We start from the raw sequence: 17,468 nt of genomic DNA, 5'->3' as shown, positions 1-17,468 counted from the left end.
TTAGTCCTTATATAAAAGTCTGCTTTTTTCTTTTAAAAGCTGTTTTTTAGTTTCAATAGACATACTGAAATATACTAAGGTAGAAGATAAATCTGAATGTCCCATTGCTTCTTGTGTTGTATAAATAATTCTTTCATCTCCTGTTTTAGCGTAAATTTCAGCCCAAAAATGTCCAAACATATGTCTTAGCGAATGCAATCCTAAATCAAGGATACTTTTATCTGCACCATATTCAAAGACAAGCTTTTTTAAAATACTTTTAAATCTATTGTAAATTTCTTTTTGATGAACTCTTTTTCCAGTTTTTCTAACAAAAATAAAAGGATGTCTTGGATTTCTCAAATATTCTGGTAAAAAATCTGATGAATTTGTATATTCTATAAGCGTTTCAAAAAATAACTTTTTATATTTATCTTCATTTATCCAATACAAAGGCTCATGATTTAAAGGTATTGGATACTTAAATTGAAAATCTTGAGCATTGTGTGGAGAAGTTTTTTCTGCATCAATTCCATATTCTTCTAATAACCATTTTTTTCTATTATAACCCCTAAAATCTTTCTCATCACTTAAAGGACTTATTAACCATACCTCCTGATTTTCATAATCGATATCATATAATGTCAAATTTAAAGCTTGTCCTATTCTTGCTCCGCAAGCACCACAAAGTAAAAAAATCAATCTTTCTCGTGGTTTTGCTAACTTTAATAATAAATCATAGTATTCTAATGGAAAATATTTAATATCCTGTTTAGATTTAACTATTTTATAATCTTTTATCATATCTCTTTTCTTACCAAAATGCTCAAGATATATACCAGACTTATGAATTTCTATTCCGTCTAAACCACCTTTATTTCTTATAAAACTTTCATAAAACTTATTAATAACCTCCTCATTTCTTAACTTATGAGTTTCTTCCATAAAAAAGAAATAACTTTTTATACCTGCTAATTCTTTATTTATTGTAAGTTTCTTTAAAGGATTAACTTTTAATATTTCAATTTCATACTCTTCATTGTTTTCAAAACTAACTATTTTTTCTTTTATTTCAAAACCGTTCAATAAAGCTTCTCTATATCTACTTAAATAAAAAGCTAAATTATTTTCTTTTGGAGGATTATATAAACTCCAAATCCAAAATCTTTCCATTGAATTTACAAAACTTTTAACTGTGTTAATTCTTAAATTTTGTAAATGTTTAAGCCAATAGCTCCATTCACAAGACTTGTATAACGAAACAACTTTTTCATTAAAATAAGTTGCAATTATTGTGCAATCATTTAACTTAATTTTCAAATAGTTACCTTTTCTAATAACTTCTCCAAAAATAATTCTATCAGAATGTTAAGTATATATCAAGTAAATTTATCAAAAAAGATAATCTTTTATTAAATTTATTATAAATTAAGTCAATAGTTAACTATACTTAGAATTATTAACTATTACAATTTAAAAACTTTAAAAAAGTATAGATTATTAAAATAGTTAAGAGTTTAAGGAAGATATTTACTTTCTATATAAGTTAATAGTTAATAGAAATAATATACTTAGAACAAATCCGCCGGAGATAATGAAATAGTGATTTTAAGAGGCGGAAATTCGAAATCGTTGTTAAGCAGGGCGGACTTTACCCTTTCTTTGCTTTCCTGAATTGACTGGCTTGTAAGCCCGACAATGGAAAATCCTGGAAGAGCTTTTGTAAAAGAGCTTTCGACTTCCACTTTTTGGGCACCAAATCCTTCAAGTGTGGCCGAATTTATTTTTTTCGTTTTTGTTTTAATAGTTTTTTCCACTCTTTTTCAAACTTCTTTCTTTTTATATAATCCAGTCTTTCTACAAACAGATATCCGTCCAGATGGTCTGTCTCATGCTGAAATGCAACGCTGAGTAGCCCCTCGGCATCCCTGATATGCTCTTTTCCGAATCTGTCAAAATATTTAACTTTAACATTTGCATATCTTTCAACTTCGTCAAAATAATCCGGAACGCTGAGGCAGCCTTCCGTATCTTTTTGGCTTCCTTCCCAAAGTAAAAATTCAGGATTTATTACTTCTATTTTAGAATTTTCACTCTGTTTTCCTTCTTCATCCCCGATATCAATTATTAACGCACGGATTGGAACCGCCACCTGAATAGCGGCAAGCCCGACACCGTTTTTAACAATCATAGTTTCATACATATCATCCAATAATTTATGAAGCTCGCCATCAAATCTTTCAACAGGTTTTGAAATCTGTTTTAAAACTTTATTCGGATATGTAACTATATCAAGCACTGCCATCAATCTACCTTTCCAATGGAATATAATTCTTTATTGCTTTCAGCTTCTTTTAGGGTATTTAACGCTTTAAATATAAATCTTTCCACATCCCTGTTTTCCTTAAGCTCTACTATACCGGCCACAATTTTAAGCGTAAGTTCTTCACCCTCTAAAAAAACAGAGGTATTTAACAACGTATCTGAAAGTCTTTCAACTGTTTTTTGCGCCCCTATCACATCGGTATGTTTAAGAAGCATTGAAAAAATATTTTCTTCGAATGTAGCCACAATATCTGTTCTTCTTGACGTTTTAAGCATTATTTTAGCCAGACTTCTGTTGATTAAGACACGCGATTTTTCAGAATTGAGTTTACTCAAAATATCATCTTGTATTTTAACCATTATAAGAGAACTGGTATGATGAAATTTATTTATTAAATTAAGTTCTTTCCTAACTTCATTTAAAAAATAATTTTTATTATATATACCGTATCTCGCATCAAAAACAGAATTACTTTCGATATCTTTTAAAACCTCCACATTCTGGGAATATAAATTTTTAATCTCTTCAACTTCCCTGTTCAGGCGCTCATCGATTATTTTTAAATTGTTTTGAAAACCGTTTATCAATTTTATTAAAGCCTTGTTGTTGGTTATGTGGGCTGTTTCTTTAAGCTGTAAACCAAGCAGTTCTTTTAATTTTTTAGTAATTTTATATGTCAGCGCAACATGGTTTAAAAGCTCTTTTGAATATTTAAAAGCGTTTTTAAGTTTTATTTCAAATTCCAAATCTTTTTCTAAATCATTACTCTCTTCCAAAGATATTAATTCATAAACCTGTTTTCTGAATGCTTCATTTTCGTTGTCCAGCTCATTAAAAAAATAAACTTTATAATAATACGGAATGGGGGGGACCCCGTCTGAGATAAGATTGTCAAATACCCTTTTTGCAAAATTTTCCAATGAATTATTAGAAGAATTTGAAACATTCTGGGTTACATATTTATCTTCTTGTTTATTTAGCATTAATCTCTCTTTTTAAGCACTTTGTCAACAAGCCCGTATTTCATAGCCTCCTCGGCATCCATAAAGAAATCTCTTTCAGTGTCTTTTTCTATTTTTCTAAGGCTCTGGCCTGTATTTTCAGCCAAAATTCTGTTAAGTTCTTTTTTCATCCTTAAAATTTCTTTTGCATGAATTTCAATGTCAGTTGCCTGACCCTGGGCTCCTCCCAAAGGCTGATGTATCATAATTCTTGCATGAGGGAGCGCAAATCTTTTTCCCTTGGCACCGCTGCTGAGTAAAAACGCCCCCATGCTTGCCGCCTGCCCCATACAGATGGTTACTACGTCAGGTTTTATATAATTCATGGTATCATATATTGCCATACCGCTTGTTACAACCCCTCCAGGTGAATTGACATATAAATAAATATCCTTTTCAGGATTCTCGGCTTCAAGGAAGAGTAACTGTGCCACTATAATGCTTGAAACATGGTCGTTAATTTCTCCCTGGAGCATAACAATTCTGTCTTTCAAGAGACGAGAATATATATCATACGCCCTCTCGCCCCTTCCCGTTTTTTCAATTACTGTAGGTATTAATATACTCAATTTTTATCCTTCACTTGATAATTTATCATCAAGAAGTTTGTTTAATAACTTCTCTTCAATCATATTCATTTTTATTACAGGTAATAAATTGTTTTCCTGATAATATTTTATTACATCCTGAGGATTTTGCCCCTGCATTAAAGCTTCATAATAAATTACCTGGGAAAGTTCCTGATCGCTAACATCAACATTTTCTTTTTTGGCTATGGCATCAACCAAAAATGTAAGTTTTACCCTGTCTTTTGCTTCAGGAAGCAGTTTTTCCCTGAGTTCTTTAACTTTTTCAGGATTTTCCTGAAGTTCTTTAATTTCAGCAGGACTCATTTTTGAGGCTTCCTGATTAATCATTATTTCAAGTTCTTTTTCAACAACGGCCTCAGGCAAATCTATTTCGTATTTTTTAACCAGACATTCAAGTATTTCGTCTTTTTTTGGTCCGAAAGCTTCGACTTTTTTTCTGCTTAAAATAAGCTCTTTTACATGATTTTTAAGATTATCAAAAGTGGCGTCTTCTTTATTTAAATATTTTTTAGCCAAATCGTCATTTATTTCAGCCGGAATTTTTTCCTGAATTTTTTTAAGTGTTACTTCAAATTCAGCCTCTTTGCCCGCTAATTCTTTTGCACCGTAATTTTCAGGGAAAGTCACTTTTATTTTTTTACTCTCTCCCACTTTCATTCCGATAATCTGTTCTTCAAATCCCGGAATAAAAGAATTGCTTCCAAGCTCAAGAGGATAATCCTCGACACTTCCGTTTTCCATTTCTTTTCCGTCAATAAAGCCTTTAAAATCAATTACCGCTATATCGCCTTTTTCGGCAACTTGCTTTTCGCTGTCTTTTACTTCAGCCATGCTTTTTGCAATATTTTCAAGTTCTTCGTTAATTTCTTCTTCGCTTACTTCTATTTTTTCAATTTCAGGAACACATTCTTTGTAACCTTCTATTTCTGCTTCTGGCCTTGAATATACTTTAATTTCAACTTCTATTTTTTCTTCGCCTTTTTCAAATTTCACCACATCAGGCTCCGCAATCATATCTTTAATTCCGAGCTCTTTTAAACCTTCATTTAAAACATCTCTTACGGCTTCACTTACTGCATCGTTTTCAATATCGCTTGCATACATTTTTTTAACAACTTTTACGGGAACTTTTCCCGCTCTGAATCCTTGAACTTTAGCTTTTTTTGCAATTTGTTTGGCAATTTTGTCTTTTTTTGCTTCCAAATCTTGATTTTCTATGTTTGCTTTTATTATACTATTAGCAGAATCAATTTTTTTTGCTTCAACCATACATTATCCTTTTTTAAAGTGTATAATACCATAATTTTATAATTAATTGAAAGGAAACGATGCCGCTTAAAAATATCAAATCGAAAATTGGCTCTAAAAAATTATCCCTTCCGTTTGGAACGGTAAAAAAAATAAATTCCACCAATCTTATAGCCGTAGGACTTAACCCTTCTATAGGGGATATTGTAAAAATTGTCTCATCCAATAAGGAAATGCTCGGGATGGTAACAAGCCTCGATGAAAAATCTTTTGTGGTAACGCCTTTTAGTTTTTTAGAAGGTTTTAAAACAGGGGACAAGGTATATATTGACGAAAACGGAATGAAAATTCCTGTTGGGGAGGGGCTGCTTGGAAGAGTGGTTGACCCGTTTATGAATCCTATTGACTCCCTCGGTAAAATAAATTTTGAAACAAAATATCCTATAATGAAAAAACCTATTTCCCCCCTTAAAAGAGGCATGATAAATGAAGTCTTCTCAACCGGGGTTAAAGCGATAGACGCTCTTTTAACCTGTGGAAAAGGCCAAAAAATGGGTATTTTTGCCGGAAGCGGGATTGGTAAAAGCACACTCATGAGTATGATTGTAAAAGGAAGTGATGCCCAGGTTAAAGTAATAGCCCTGATTGGCGAAAGGGGGAGGGAAATCCCGGAATTTATAGAACATAATTTAAAAGGGGATTTGACGAATACGGTAATTATAGCGGCAACAAGCGACGATTCAGCCCTTATGAGAAAATACGGGGCGTTTAGCGCCATGGCGGTGGCGGAATATTTTAAAGACCGTGGGAAAGACGTACTCTTTTTAATGGACAGTATAACGCGTTTTGCCATGGCTCAGAGGGAAATAGGGCTTGCCCAGGGGGAACCGCCTACAAGCAAAGGTTATCCTCCAAGCTCAATTATTCTTTTACCGCAATTAATGGAGAGGGCTGGAAAAGAAAAAGGAAAAGGCTCTATCACTGCATTTTTTACAGTATTGGTGGAAGGAGACGACACTTCGGCCGACCCTATAGCGGACCAGGCCAGAAGCATACTCGACGGACACATTATTTTAAACAGGGAACTGACAGACAGGGGGCTATATCCTCCAATAGACATTCTTTCTTCAGCCAGCAGGGTAATGCCGAATGTGGTAGATAAAGAGCATATAAATTTTGCGCAAAAATTTAAATATCTCTATTCAATGCTCAAAGAAAACGAAGTGTTAATCAGAATCGGTGCATATCAAAAAGGAATTGACCCTGATTTAGATGAAGCCATTGACAAAAAAGAAGCCATGGAAAACTTTTTAAGACAAAATCCCGATGAATTATACAAATATGAAGAGATTATTAATCAGCTAAAAAGCTTGTTATAATTTGAAAAAATGAGGAGAAATTAAATGTATTTAAATGATTTAATTTCTATTTTTAATAATCAAAACTACATCGGTGTAATGATATACCAAAAAAATATAATTTATTCAAATAAAAAATTTCAAGAAATTTCAGGATATTCTCAAAATGAATTAAAAAATTTCTCCCCAGAATCAATATTTAAATTAAATAAAAAAAAATATGAAATTTTAAATACTATAAAAAAAAGATTAAACGGAGAATTTTTTTCAAAAACATATGAAAGTTTGCAAGTTATAAATAAAAACAATGAATTTAAATTAGTAAATATTTATTCTCAGACAATAAAATTAAACGATTCGTTTGCAGGTCTAATTTATGCAATAGATATTACAGAAGAAATAAAAAAGGAAAATTTGCTTGAAATTTTAAAAAATATAAATCAAATTATAATAAAACTCTCTTCTAAAGATGAAATATATAAAAACGTTATGGAATCTTTTTACAATCAAAAAACATTTGATTTTGTATGTATTGCCACAAAAAATGAAAATTTTACAAAAATGGAGTTGAAATACTGCAAAGGAGATTATAAAAAAGAGTTTTTAGAGTATTTAGCAGAAATTTTTGAAACCGACCCAAAATATTCAGACAAATGTATGGCTACACAATATATTCTTAAAAATCAAATAATGATAATAAATGATATAAATTCAGTTAATTTCCCAAATAAAAAATTACTAAAACAATTAATTGACAATAATTTTCATTCAGCATTATTTATACCAATTTATAAAAACGGCAAAATGGACGCAGGCATTGGTTTATGCGTAAAATACAAAAATTATTTTAATAAAGTTTGTTTATCAATTTTTAAAGAGATAAAAGAAGACATTGAATATGCCATTAAAAAAATAGAAGATTACACTCTTCTTGATTTACTAAAAGAAGCCATTGACAAAACTTATTCATGGATTGTTATTACAGATGAAAATGCAAATATTTTATATACAAATAAAAGCGTTGAAGAAATAAGCGGTTATAAAGCAGAGGAACTTTTAGGAAAAAATCCAAGAATTTTTAAATCAGGCTTTCATTCTATCAGATATTTTAAAATCATGTGGGACAAATTAACATCAAACATCCCTGTTGAAACGGTTATAATTAACAGAAAAAAAGATGGAAATTTATTTTATTTAAAAGACAAAATAATACCTGTTTTTTCACATGAAGGGAAAAAATATTATATTTCTTTGGGTGAAGACATAACAAAAGAAAAGATTTTAGAAAAAAAATTAAAAGAAGATTTTTTAACAAAACTGCCAAACAGAAACGAATTTATATATAAAATTTTAAATTCTATTGACAAAAAAAACAGATATGCCTTATTATTAATTGATTTAAAAGATTTTAAAATATTTAACCAGTTAAACGGTATTGAACAAGGCGATTATATTTTAAGAAAATTTGCTGAATTTTTAAAAACATTTTTCCATACAGAAGATATTATAGCAAGAATAGGAGCAGATGAATTTGCAGTTTTTATAAAATATAAGTCTTTAGACGAAATTCTTTCAATAATTAAAAATTTCAACACAAAAATAAAAACTTTAGAAGAGTTTCAAAACAAAATTGCTGTCAATATAGGCATTGCTCTATATCCCAATGATGATACCGACATAGTAAAATTATTAGATAAAGCTTATTTAGCACTAGAGCTTGCAAAAGAAAAAGGAGAATTTACATACGAATTTTTTTCTTCACAAATCAACGAACAGATTTTAAAATATACACAAACCAAAAATCTTTTAAAAACCGCTTTAAAAAACAAAGAATTTATATATTATTTTCAACCGTATGTTGATTCAAAAAATTTTAAAATAGTTGGAGCCGAAACATTAATTAGAATAAAACATGAAAATAAAATTATTTATCCAAACGAATTTATTGATTATGCCGAAAACAGCGGATTTATAAAAACAATAGAAAAACAGATGTTTCCAAAATTTTTAGAATATCTGCAACAGATAAACATACCCCTTTCTTTTAATATTTCAGGTAAATCCTTAACAGATGAAGAGCATATTAAAAATTTATTTAAAAAAATACACAATTTACCTATAAATATAGAATTAACTGAAAGGGAAATAGCGGGAGATATTGAATATACCAAGAAAATATTCAATTATTTTAAAAATAAAAAATTCAGACTTTCAATTGACGATTTTGGAACGGGTTATTCATCGTTTAGTTATTTAAAAGATCTGCCGGCTGATTATTTAAAAATTGATATATCTTTTGTAAGAAACATAGAAAACTCAAAAAAAGATTATGCCATTGTTGAAACAATTATTGATTTTGCCCATAAATTTAATATGAAAACAATAGCCGAGGGTGTAGAAAACATTAACCAGTTAAAACTGCTCCAAAATGCCGAGTGTGATTATATCCAGGGATTTTATTTTTATAAGCCTATGCCTTTTAATGAATTTAAATCTCTTTTATAAGCCCGGAAGGGCTTAAAGAGGAGGTAATTATTAAAAACTTTTAAGGAGGTGAAATTGAGCTAAAATTATATCAGAAAAAGCTTAAAGTTAGCTTAATTTTTTCGGCACTGACTAAATAAAGTGAAACAATTGCAAATTTGAGTGAAGAAAAAGTGTTAAAAAAAGCATTTTGTTTGAGCGTAGCGAGTTAATGCTTTTTAGCTTTTGCGAAAAGGAAAAAATTTGCACTTTTTGTTGAACTTATTTAGCCAGTGCCAATATTTCTAAAAATTTATCGCTTTTTATTACATATTTATTATTCATAAAATAAAATTCAAGCTTGTAAGAATGAAGCATAAGCCTTTTTGCCCCGGTTGTTTTAATTCTCTCTTCTTCGCTTATCTGTTTATTTAAATATCTGTCGGCAAATTCATTGCCCACCCCGTATAACGGATCCCCCACAACCGGATGGCCTATACTGAAAAGATGCACCCTTATCTGATGCTGGCGGCCTGTTAACAAATCACATTCAACAAGTGTGTTGTCTCCTATTTTTTTAACGGGCATTATAATGGTTATTGATTCTTTACCCTCGGGATGAATCATTACTTTAACTTTTATATTTTTATCTCTGTTTGCCAAAATAGGTTTTTTAATAGTCATAATTTTATCCAAATGCCCCCTAATTAGGGCCAGATAACTTTTTTTTATTTCTTTGTTTTGAAAAGAGCGTTTTAAAACGCTCTCGGCAAATTTATTTTTACTCGCCATCACCAGCCCGCTCGTTTCTTTATCAAGCCTGTGGACCAAATTTGCATCTCTTCCCCACAAAGCCCTTACATCATCCAGCAAGCTTTTGGTATTAGCCAGCTTTTTTGGATGAATAGCAACGCCGCTTGGTTTGTCAAAAACTGCAAAATGGGTTGTTTCAAAAACAGGTTTTAGTCCGTAACCGTTGGGCTCGAACACTATGGCTTTAAGAATACCGCTGCCTCTTGCTGATTTTTCAGTAACTCTTTTTCCGTTTAAACTGACCCTGCCCCTGTCAATCGCTCTTTTGGCTTCACGCATGCCAAATCCGAGTTCAATTAAAAAATCAAGTATTTTTTGATTTTCAATTTCAAATTCTTTAACTACAAAACCCATAATTATCCTAATGTAAAATTGATAATGGAAAATGGATAATTATTTTTCTTTATTTTCATTTTTTTCTAATTTTTCATTATTTTTACCCTCATTTTCCATTTTACATTTTATATTATCCATTTTTTTTTCATTGGAGCTTATCATATCTGAAAAATCCCTTGTATTTCCTGTTGCCGTAAGTTCATCAAGACTTGTCAGGGAGCTTTTTATATCGTTTACTTCACCGCTTACTTTATTTTGAAGCTCCTGAAGCTGTTTTTTATATTCTTCCATTTCCGTTTTCATCTCTTCAAGTTCCAGCTCTCTTCTGATATCAGCCGTTGCGTCCCTCCACATTTTTTTTATTTTTATAAAAAGTCTTCCCAAATCCCTCATGGCATCCGGAAGTTTTTCCGGTCCCAAAACAATAATGGCTATAACCGCCACAAATAAAATTTCGCTAAAGCCCATATCCGGCATAATTTATCCTTTTATTATTACTACTCACAACCACGCCGCTTTGCAAGCGGCCGGGCAAGCTCACTACTCACTATGTACTATATTATTGTATAATTGTATCAAAAAAAAGGATATATATGGTTGAAAGATATGCCAGGAGTGAAATGAAAAAACTGTGGAGCCAGGAAGCTAAATACGGCGCATGGCTGGAAGTTGAAAAAGCGGCGGTAAAAGCATGGAACAAACTGGGTTTAATTCCGGATGTTGATGCAAAAAAAATTATTGAAAATGCAAAATTTGATATTAAAAGAATTGAGACAATAGAAAAAGAAACAAAACACGATGTAATAGCATTTTTAACAAGCGTGGCTGAAAGCCTGGGAAAGGAGAGCAGATGGGTCCATTATGCCCTCACCAGCTCAGACACTATTGACACGGCAACAGCCCTTCAAATGAGAGATTCTCTTAAAATAATTATTGATGATGTTAAAATGGTAATGGAAAGTATCAAAAAAAGGGCGCAAGAGCATAAATATACGTTAATGGTTGGAAGAAGCCACGGAATTCACGGGGAGCCAATTACTTTCGGGCTTGTTTTATCCATCTGGTATGAAGAAATGAAAAGACACCTTAAAAATTTAAAAGAAACACTTGAAGTTATCAGTGTCGGAAAATTAAGCGGCGCTATGGGTAATTTTGCCCACGCTCCGGTTGAGCTTGAAGAGCTTACATGTGAATTTTTAGGTCTTAAACCTGCCCCTATTTCAAATCAGGTAATCCAGAGAGACAGATATGCGCGCCTTGCTTCATCTTTGGGACTGCTCGCAAGCACAGTGGAAAAAATAGCGGTAAATATAAGACATTTTCAAAGAACGGAAGTTTATGAAGCGGAAGAATATTTTTCAAAAGGTCAAAAAGGAAGTTCCGCAATGCCGCACAAAAGAAATCCCGTTCTTAGCGAAAATATTACAGGTTTAGCAAGGGTTATCAGAAGCTATACTATTCCTGCAATGGAAGATGTCGCCCTTTGGCATGAAAGAGACATAAGCCACAGCTCGGTTGAGAGATTCTGGCTGCCGGACGCATTTGTTACCACCGATTTTATGCTCCACAGACTAAATAATATTATTGCAAATCTTTTGGTATATCCGGAAAATATGATGAAAAACCTTAATTTAACGGGAGGGCTTGTATTTTCTCAAAGAGTTCTTTTAGAACTTCCCAAAAAAGGAATAAGCAGGGAAAACGCTTATAAAATAGTTCAAAGAAACGCAATGAAAGTATGGGAGGAGCTTCAAAAAGGAAAAAAACCAATCAATGACAAAGGTGAGAGCCTGTTTTTGGAAAATCTGCTTAAAGACGAAGATTTAAAAAAAGTTATGAGTAAAGATGAAATAAGAAGTCTTTTTGATTACAATTATTATACGAGAAATGTAGACAAAATTTATAAAAGAGTGTATGGAAGTGAAAAGTGAAAAGTTAAAAGTTGAATTAGTTAATTTTTATACAACCGATGATTATAAAAAAAATTTAGAAAAAGTTATTAATATAATAAAAAATTCCTCTTCCAATTTTCTTCTTTTTCCGGAAGTCTGTTTAACCGGATTTGATTATAAAAACTGGAAAAAAGCTAATGAATTCGGTAAATTTGCAATAGATGAACTTTCAAAAATAAATAAAGCTTTTGCTCTGAGTATTATTTTAGAAAACAAAAACTGTTTTTGTTTTTTTGACAACGGTCTTGTTTACAAAAGAGCCAAATATAATCTTTTCGGATATGAAAAAAAATTTTTTGAAGCAGGCGAAAAACCGGATGTTTTTGAATGGAGAGGTTTAAAAATAGCAAGTCTTATCTGTTTTGAAATCAGATTTACCCAGTATTGGGAAAAATTTAAAGGCATTGATTTGATTTTAGCTCCTTCAAGATGGGGAAAAGAGAGAATTGAGCACTTTAAAATTCTTAATAAAGCCCTGGCTCTTTCCTCCCAGTCCCAGGTATTGGCGGTAAACAGTGCAAATGAAAAGCCTTACGGATGCAGTTTTGATGCTTGGGGTGAAGGTGTTGAATTTAAAAACGAAAAAATAATCACTTTTATTGATTTGGAAAAAAACCAAAAAATCAGAAAAAAACTTGACATAGGAATAAAATGAATCATATATTAGCAGATAAATTAGCCGATTTTGTAAATTTTTCACCCGCTATTTACAAAGCATTCTGTGAAATTGACAGAAAATTTTTTGTGCCTGCCGGCTTGGAAAAACATACTTATGAAATCACCCCCCTTCCTCTTGATAACCAATCTACAATTTCATCCCCTTTAACCATTGCAAAAATGACCTGTCTGCTTGAATTGGACAGAACTGACAAAATTTTGGAAATAGGCAGCGGAAGCGGATATCAGGCGGCAATTTTAAGCAAAATTGTAAGACGCGTTTTTACAGTTGAAAGAATCTGCAGACTTGTTAAAGAAGCAAAAAAACGGTTCGAAGAAATGAGACTCTTTAATATAAATATAAAATGTGATGACGGAAGAGCTGGCTGGAGAGAATTTGCCCCTTATGAGAGAATACTTTTTTCCGTTGCAACAGAAGAGATACCGGAAGAATTATTAACTCAGCTTGATAATAACGGTTTTATTTTAGCCCCAATTAATAAAGGTAATAAACAAATAATTACAAAATTTTATAAAAATGGAAAAAAAGAAGAAATTGAGTCCTGTGAATTTGTCCCTTTGAAAAAAGGGATAATAAAATAGTTTTGCAACCAAGTTGCATTTTTGATATAATTTCAACATGTGTGAAAAGTTATTAAATCTTAAAAAAACAGAGTTAAAAATAGCTAAATTGTTACAAAAAGGTATTTGTTCTGCAAAAGAGTTGCAAAAAAATTTAAATGTAGATAAAGCAACTGTTTACAGAAACATACATTCCTTACTAAAAAAAGAGATAATAAGAGAAATAAAAAACAGCGAGGGCATTAGTTTTTATGAAATAAACTGTAAAATTCACAATCCTATTCATCCCCATTTTGAATGCAAAATATGCAAAAAAATTTACTGCCTGAATGCTTTAAAGCCTGAAGATGTAATAAGTCTAACCAAATATACGGATTTTGAAATAGATTCAATTGAAATTAAATTTAAAGGAATATGCAATGAATGCAAACAATCAATATAAAATAGAAAATGGAAAATGGAAAATTATATTTTTATTATTGCCAATTTTTAGTTTTGCCTTAAATATTTCAGTAACGGTATTGCCTCAAAAAGGCGTTGTTAAAGCTATTGCCGAAGAAAAGGCCAATGTTTATGTAATGGTACCTCCCGGAAGCAGCCCTGCAACCTATTCAATAAGTTTTAAAGAGCTTAAAAACATTAAAAATTCAGATGTTTATTTTACAATCGGAGTGCCTTTTGATAAAAAATATATAAACAAAATTAAAGAAACAAATCCAAATATAAAAGTGGTATATTTTGGAAAATATTTAAATAAAGAACCCAACCCGCATATATGGCTAAGCCCTGCTAAACTACAGCTTGAAGCAAAAGTTGTTTTAGATGAATTAATTAAAGCAGATCCAAAAAACAAAGAATTTTATTTAAATAATTATATAAAATATATTAATTCCTTAGCTGCTTTGGAAAAAGAAGGATTTTTAAATATAAATCAAAAATCATTTATTACATTCCACCCGGCATTTTATCATTTCAGCCAGGATTTTCACATAAAAGAAGTTGCTCTTGAAAAAGAAGGTAAAGAACCAAGCTTTTCATATCTTAATAAAGTGTTGAAAACAGCAAAAGAAAATCATATAAAAACAGTAATAATTTCACCGGAATTTCCTAAAAAATATGCCGAAATCATCGCTCAAAAAATAAATGCCAAAACTTATGTGATAAGTCCTTTGAATGAAGATCCGAGATATACCATTAAAGAACTCATTAAAGCCCTTAAATGAAAGCGGTTGAAATAAAAGAGCTTTTCTTTAAATATAATAGTGAATGGATATTGAAAAATATTAATTTAACTCTTGATGATAAAGAGTTTTTAGCTATTATCGGGCCAAACGGAGGTGGAAAAACCACCCTTTTAAAACTGATTTTAGGATTTTTAAAACCAGATAAAGGGGAAATTAAAATTTATAATAAATCCCCGCTTTCAGCCAGAAATTTAATAGGTTATGTTCCCCAATATACAACCTTTTCCCTTGATATTCCAATAACCGTTTTTGATATAGTGCTTCAGGGAAGAGTTAAAAAAGGTAAATTTTTTTATTCAAAAGAAGACAAGGAAAAAGCAGTAAATATCCTTAAAAAATTAAAAATAGAAAATCTTAAAAATAAAAAAATAAGCGATCTCTCAGGAGGCCAGAGGCAAAAAGTCTTAATTGCAAGGGCACTTGTCACCGAGCCTAAAATTTTAATAATGGATGAGCCTACAAGCGCAATAGACATAAACGGACAAAAAGAAATTCTTGATTTAATAGAAAATATTAAAATAACACGTATTGTTGTTAGTCACGATATTAAAATATTATTTAAAGAAGTTGATAAAATAGCTTATATTAATAAAACTGCCGTAATTCACGAAGGTCCAAAACTTAATATTCCAACAGACAAGCATTTTTGTGAAGTAGAACTTATGGATTTTTTAAAGGAAAAAAATGTGGGATTTAATAAGTAATTCAGTATATGCAGGAATTCTTCTTAGCATTGCAATTGGAATAATAGGCTCACTGATAGTTATAAACAAAGCTTCAGCAATTACCGGAAGTATTGCCCATGGAAGTTTTGGAGGAATAGGACTTGCAATTTTTCTTGGGAGTTCCGTACTTTTAACAACCACTGTTTTTGCCATTTTTTTAACACTGATTTTGGCATTTATTTCCATAAAATATCCCCATAGGCTTGACAGTTTTTTAGGTGTTATCTGGGCGCTTGGAATGAGTTTGGGAATTTTATTTTTATCCTTGGCTCCAGGGTATCATTCAGACGTGTTAAGTTATCTGTTTGGAAATATTCTACTTGTTGATTCAAATGATTTAAAATATATGATAGGAGTTGATTTTATTTTGTTAATTTCTATAATTTTTTTATATAACTATTTTCTTGCAATGAGTTATGACAGGGAATTTTTATATTTAAGGGGGATAAACGCAAATATTATTTATACACTGTTTTTAATTCTTACGACTCTTAGTATTGTAATGAGCGTAAGAGCCATTGGAATTATATTGGTTTTAGCTCTTTTTACAATTCCGCCTCTTATAGCCGAAAGATTTACAGATAAATTTTATAAAATGATTATTTTAAGTGCTGTTTTAGCCGCAGTTTTTACAACCGCCGGAATTTTTATAAGTGCAAAATACGACATCGCCCCAACCCCTGCTATTGTAATTATTGCAAGTATCGGACTTTTTTTGAGCCTTTTTAAAAAGAATTAAGAAACTCCTCTCCCCTCTCATACCCCATTTCAAACAAATCGTCAAAATTTTTAAATGAACAGAGCTTATAATCTGAAAGTCTTTCATCGGTTATATAAAAATTACACTTTTTAATGCTGCCCTCTGACGAAACCCTCCATGAAAGATAAAACATTCTTTTTAAAATTCCAAAAAAGCTTTTTTTAAACTCTTTTTTTAAAGGAAACAAATCAACCCCGACAATTATCCCCTCTTTAAAAACACCGACAGGCAGGTTTTCCTTAATCCCCCCGTCAACCAAAAAAAGATTATCCAGCTCAACCGGAGGGAAAAAAGGCATTATGGCACTTGAAGCCAAAACAGCCTTTTTTAAATCACCTTTTTCAAAGTAGATAATTTTTCCGCTGTTTAAATCGAGTGCATTTACATATGTTTTAATGTTAAGTTCTTCAAAAGTTGAAAGTGGAATAAATTTTTTGGCAATCTCTGAATTTATATCTATTTTAAAAAAGCCTTTAGTAAGAGAATTGAATTTAAAAACTTTTTTAAACGCTTTTGATTTTAAAAGTTCAAGCTGTTTTTGAGGTTTTACCCCGCATGCATAACTTGCACCGATTAATGCACCTATACTGCTGCCTGAAATTGCATTTATATCTATCTTTGAATCAATAGCTTCCAAAAACCCTAAATGAAAAGCCCCTCTGAAGGCTCCGCCTGAAAGTGCCAGATTAATTTTCATAATTTAACCATTCAATTATTTTCCATTCCCCCTCATACGTTTCAACCAAAGCAGTGCAGGATTCCACCCAGTCCCCGCAGTTCATATAATCAATATCCCCTATTTTTCTTATTTCAGCTTTATGAATATGCCCGCAGATTATACCATTATATTTATTTGTTTTTGCATACTGCGCCAATACATTTTCAAAATCGGTTATAAAATTGACAGAAGATTTGACATTGTCTTTCATATATTTTGAAAGTGACCAGTATCTGTTTATTCCACAGATTTTTCTGATTCTGTTAATCGGGTCGTTTAAATGAAGCAGAATTTCATAGCTGTAATCTCCAAGGATTGAGAGCCATTTTTTTGTCATAGTTATAGAATCAAAAAAATCACCGTGTGTAATATAATATTTTTTACCGTTAATTGCATCATATTCAGCCTCATTTAAAATATGGATTCTCTCCCCCAATACCACTGGCAAAAAAGGCCTTAAAAAATCATCATGGTTTCCGGTGATATAATAAACTTCTGTTCCTTTTCTTGCTTTTCTTAAAAGTTTTTGAATAACATCTGAGTGGGACTGAGCCCATTTTATTTTTCTTTTTAATGCCCAACCATCAATTATATCACCAACAAGATAAAGATTTTCAGATTCATTTTTCCTCATAAATGAAAGAAGTTTTTCTGTCTTTGAATATTTTGTCCCTAAATGCACATCGGATATAAAAATTGATTTATATTTCATTGCT

Annotated in this window: 19 protein-coding genes; 9 read left to right on the top strand and 10 right to left on the bottom strand. The window is 31.2% G+C overall.

Going from position 1 to position 17,468, the window contains the following annotated elements:
- The 6 genes from DZ68_RS0104275 to tig all read right to left on the bottom strand — a co-directional run bounded on the left by DZ68_RS0104275 (position 1) and on the right by tig (position 5,165).
- Positions 1-1,299, bottom strand: coding sequence for a tyrosine-type recombinase/integrase (locus DZ68_RS0104275; RefSeq protein ID WP_024790776.1), 1,299 nt, complete (start codon positions 1,297-1,299; stop codon positions 1-3).
- Between the two features lie 251 nt (positions 1,300-1,550).
- On the bottom strand, positions 1,551-1,796 hold the full coding sequence (locus DZ68_RS10015) for a magnesium chelatase domain-containing protein (RefSeq protein WP_024790775.1): 246 nt from the start codon (positions 1,794-1,796) through the stop codon (positions 1,551-1,553).
- A complete protein-coding gene (def, locus tag DZ68_RS0104265; protein ID WP_024789595.1) occupies positions 1,760-2,284 on the bottom strand; it encodes a peptide deformylase in 525 nt (174 codons plus the stop codon). Before def ends, DZ68_RS10015 begins: the two co-directional genes overlap by 37 nt.
- A complete protein-coding gene (locus DZ68_RS0104260; RefSeq protein ID WP_024790774.1) occupies positions 2,284-3,288 on the bottom strand; it encodes a diguanylate cyclase domain-containing protein in 1,005 nt (334 codons plus the stop codon). Before DZ68_RS0104260 ends, def begins: the two co-directional genes overlap by 1 nt.
- The gene (gene clpP, locus DZ68_RS0104255) at positions 3,288-3,875 is read right to left on the bottom strand and encodes an ATP-dependent Clp endopeptidase proteolytic subunit ClpP (protein ID WP_024790773.1); all 588 of its coding nucleotides are present in this window, start codon (positions 3,873-3,875) and stop codon (positions 3,288-3,290) included. Before clpP ends, DZ68_RS0104260 begins: the two co-directional genes overlap by 1 nt.
- A 3-nt stretch (positions 3,876-3,878) precedes the next feature.
- Positions 3,879-5,165 (bottom strand): trigger factor, encoded by a 1,287-nt coding sequence (tig, locus tag DZ68_RS0104250; protein ID WP_024790772.1) that lies wholly within the window; start codon positions 5,163-5,165, stop codon positions 3,879-3,881.
- A gap of 59 nt (positions 5,166-5,224) precedes the next feature.
- On the opposite strand from tig, the gene fliI reads away from it, so the two are divergent.
- Together fliI and DZ68_RS0104240 are read left to right on the top strand one after the other, a co-directional pair.
- Positions 5,225-6,523, top strand: coding sequence for a flagellar protein export ATPase FliI (gene fliI, locus DZ68_RS0104245; protein ID WP_024790771.1), 1,299 nt, complete (start codon positions 5,225-5,227; stop codon positions 6,521-6,523).
- 24 nt (positions 6,524-6,547) lie between these two features.
- Positions 6,548-9,007: a GGDEF domain-containing phosphodiesterase gene (locus DZ68_RS0104240; RefSeq protein ID WP_024790770.1), complete on the top strand. Its 2,460-nt coding sequence runs from the start codon at positions 6,548-6,550 to the stop codon at positions 9,005-9,007.
- A gap of 240 nt (positions 9,008-9,247) precedes the next feature.
- On the opposite strand, the gene DZ68_RS0104235 is transcribed toward DZ68_RS0104240, so the two are convergent.
- Together DZ68_RS0104235 and tatB are read right to left on the bottom strand one after the other, a co-directional pair.
- Positions 9,248-10,132, bottom strand: a complete 885-nt coding sequence (locus DZ68_RS0104235; RefSeq protein ID WP_024790769.1) for an RluA family pseudouridine synthase — start codon at positions 10,130-10,132, stop codon at positions 9,248-9,250.
- A 39-nt stretch (positions 10,133-10,171) separates the two neighbouring features.
- On the bottom strand, positions 10,172-10,591 hold the full coding sequence (tatB, locus tag DZ68_RS10010; RefSeq protein WP_024787399.1) for a Sec-independent protein translocase protein TatB: 420 nt from the start codon (positions 10,589-10,591) through the stop codon (positions 10,172-10,174).
- Positions 10,592-10,707: 116 nt separating this feature from the next.
- On the opposite strand from tatB, the gene purB reads away from it, so the two are divergent.
- From purB to DZ68_RS0104195, 7 genes are read left to right on the top strand one after another with little or no spacing between them, the layout of a single operon-like run.
- Positions 10,708-12,045, top strand: coding sequence for an adenylosuccinate lyase (purB, locus tag DZ68_RS0104225; RefSeq protein ID WP_024790768.1), 1,338 nt, complete (start codon positions 10,708-10,710; stop codon positions 12,043-12,045).
- Entirely contained in the window at positions 12,029-12,721 is a 693-nt protein-coding gene (locus DZ68_RS0104220) for a carbon-nitrogen hydrolase family protein (RefSeq protein WP_024790767.1), read from the top strand. Before purB ends, DZ68_RS0104220 begins: the two co-directional genes overlap by 17 nt.
- Positions 12,718-13,326: a protein-L-isoaspartate(D-aspartate) O-methyltransferase gene (locus tag DZ68_RS0104215; protein WP_024790766.1), complete on the top strand. Its 609-nt coding sequence runs from the start codon at positions 12,718-12,720 to the stop codon at positions 13,324-13,326. The genes DZ68_RS0104220 and DZ68_RS0104215 overlap by 4 nt, the downstream gene beginning before the upstream one ends.
- A 37-nt stretch (positions 13,327-13,363) precedes the next feature.
- A complete protein-coding gene (locus DZ68_RS0104210) occupies positions 13,364-13,747 on the top strand; it encodes a Fur family transcriptional regulator (protein WP_024790765.1) in 384 nt (127 codons plus the stop codon).
- A complete protein-coding gene (locus DZ68_RS0104205; protein ID WP_024790764.1) occupies positions 13,725-14,528 on the top strand; it encodes a metal ABC transporter solute-binding protein, Zn/Mn family in 804 nt (267 codons plus the stop codon). Before DZ68_RS0104210 ends, DZ68_RS0104205 begins: the two co-directional genes overlap by 23 nt.
- Positions 14,525-15,253, top strand: a complete 729-nt coding sequence (locus tag DZ68_RS0104200; protein ID WP_024790763.1) for a metal ABC transporter ATP-binding protein — start codon at positions 14,525-14,527, stop codon at positions 15,251-15,253. The genes DZ68_RS0104205 and DZ68_RS0104200 overlap by 4 nt, the downstream gene beginning before the upstream one ends.
- Positions 15,234-16,013 (top strand): metal ABC transporter permease, encoded by a 780-nt coding sequence (locus DZ68_RS0104195; RefSeq protein WP_024789583.1) that lies wholly within the window; start codon positions 15,234-15,236, stop codon positions 16,011-16,013. The genes DZ68_RS0104200 and DZ68_RS0104195 overlap by 20 nt, the downstream gene beginning before the upstream one ends.
- Here DZ68_RS0104195 and DZ68_RS0104190 read toward each other — a convergent pair.
- Both DZ68_RS0104190 and DZ68_RS0104185 read right to left on the bottom strand, forming a co-directional pair.
- Positions 16,000-16,731, bottom strand: coding sequence for a patatin-like phospholipase family protein (locus tag DZ68_RS0104190; protein ID WP_024787392.1), 732 nt, complete (start codon positions 16,729-16,731; stop codon positions 16,000-16,002). The genes DZ68_RS0104195 and DZ68_RS0104190 overlap by 14 nt on opposite strands.
- Positions 16,721-17,464 (bottom strand): UDP-2,3-diacylglucosamine diphosphatase, encoded by a 744-nt coding sequence (locus DZ68_RS0104185; protein ID WP_024790762.1) that lies wholly within the window; start codon positions 17,462-17,464, stop codon positions 16,721-16,723. The genes DZ68_RS0104190 and DZ68_RS0104185 overlap by 11 nt, the downstream gene beginning before the upstream one ends.
- Positions 17,465-17,468 lie beyond the last annotated feature (4 nt).

Source organism: Lebetimonas sp. JS085 (genome assembly GCF_000523295.1).
In the GTDB taxonomy this organism is placed as follows: domain Bacteria; phylum Campylobacterota; class Campylobacteria; order Campylobacterales; family Nautiliaceae; genus Lebetimonas.
This window is presented reverse-complemented; position numbering and strand designations above follow the sequence as displayed.

What these genes read in the sequence shown, in the direction of transcription:
- DZ68_RS0104210 (WP_024790765.1), top strand. Translation starts at nt 13,364, where the DNA reads ATGTGTGAAAAGTTATTAAATCTTAAAAAAACAGAGTTAAAAATAGCT.
- DZ68_RS0104200 (WP_024790763.1), top strand. Translation starts at nt 14,525, where the DNA reads ATGAAAGCGGTTGAAATAAAAGAGCTTTTCTTTAAATATAATAGTGAA.
- DZ68_RS0104240 (WP_024790770.1), top strand. Translation starts at nt 6,548, where the DNA reads ATGTATTTAAATGATTTAATTTCTATTTTTAATAATCAAAACTACATC.
- DZ68_RS0104260 (WP_024790774.1), bottom strand. Translation starts at nt 3,288, where the DNA reads ATGCTAAATAAACAAGAAGATAAATATGTAACCCAGAATGTTTCAAAT.
- tig (WP_024790772.1), bottom strand. Translation starts at nt 5,165, where the DNA reads ATGGTTGAAGCAAAAAAAATTGATTCTGCTAATAGTATAATAAAAGCA.
- purB (WP_024790768.1), top strand. Translation starts at nt 10,708, where the DNA reads ATGGTTGAAAGATATGCCAGGAGTGAAATGAAAAAACTGTGGAGCCAG.
- DZ68_RS0104235 (WP_024790769.1), bottom strand. Translation starts at nt 10,132, where the DNA reads ATGGGTTTTGTAGTTAAAGAATTTGAAATTGAAAATCAAAAAATACTT.
- DZ68_RS0104220 (WP_024790767.1), top strand. Translation starts at nt 12,029, where the DNA reads ATGGAAGTGAAAAGTGAAAAGTTAAAAGTTGAATTAGTTAATTTTTAT.
- DZ68_RS0104195 (WP_024789583.1), top strand. Translation starts at nt 15,234, where the DNA reads ATGTGGGATTTAATAAGTAATTCAGTATATGCAGGAATTCTTCTTAGC.
- tatB (WP_024787399.1), bottom strand. Translation starts at nt 10,591, where the DNA reads ATGCCGGATATGGGCTTTAGCGAAATTTTATTTGTGGCGGTTATAGCC.
- def (WP_024789595.1), bottom strand. Translation starts at nt 2,284, where the DNA reads ATGGCAGTGCTTGATATAGTTACATATCCGAATAAAGTTTTAAAACAG.
- DZ68_RS0104185 (WP_024790762.1), bottom strand. Translation starts at nt 17,464, where the DNA reads ATGAAATATAAATCAATTTTTATATCCGATGTGCATTTAGGGACAAAA.
- DZ68_RS0104205 (WP_024790764.1), top strand. Translation starts at nt 13,725, where the DNA reads ATGAATGCAAACAATCAATATAAAATAGAAAATGGAAAATGGAAAATT.
- DZ68_RS0104215 (WP_024790766.1), top strand. Translation starts at nt 12,718, where the DNA reads ATGAATCATATATTAGCAGATAAATTAGCCGATTTTGTAAATTTTTCA.
- fliI (WP_024790771.1), top strand. Translation starts at nt 5,225, where the DNA reads ATGCCGCTTAAAAATATCAAATCGAAAATTGGCTCTAAAAAATTATCC.
- DZ68_RS0104190 (WP_024787392.1), bottom strand. Translation starts at nt 16,731, where the DNA reads ATGAAAATTAATCTGGCACTTTCAGGCGGAGCCTTCAGAGGGGCTTTT.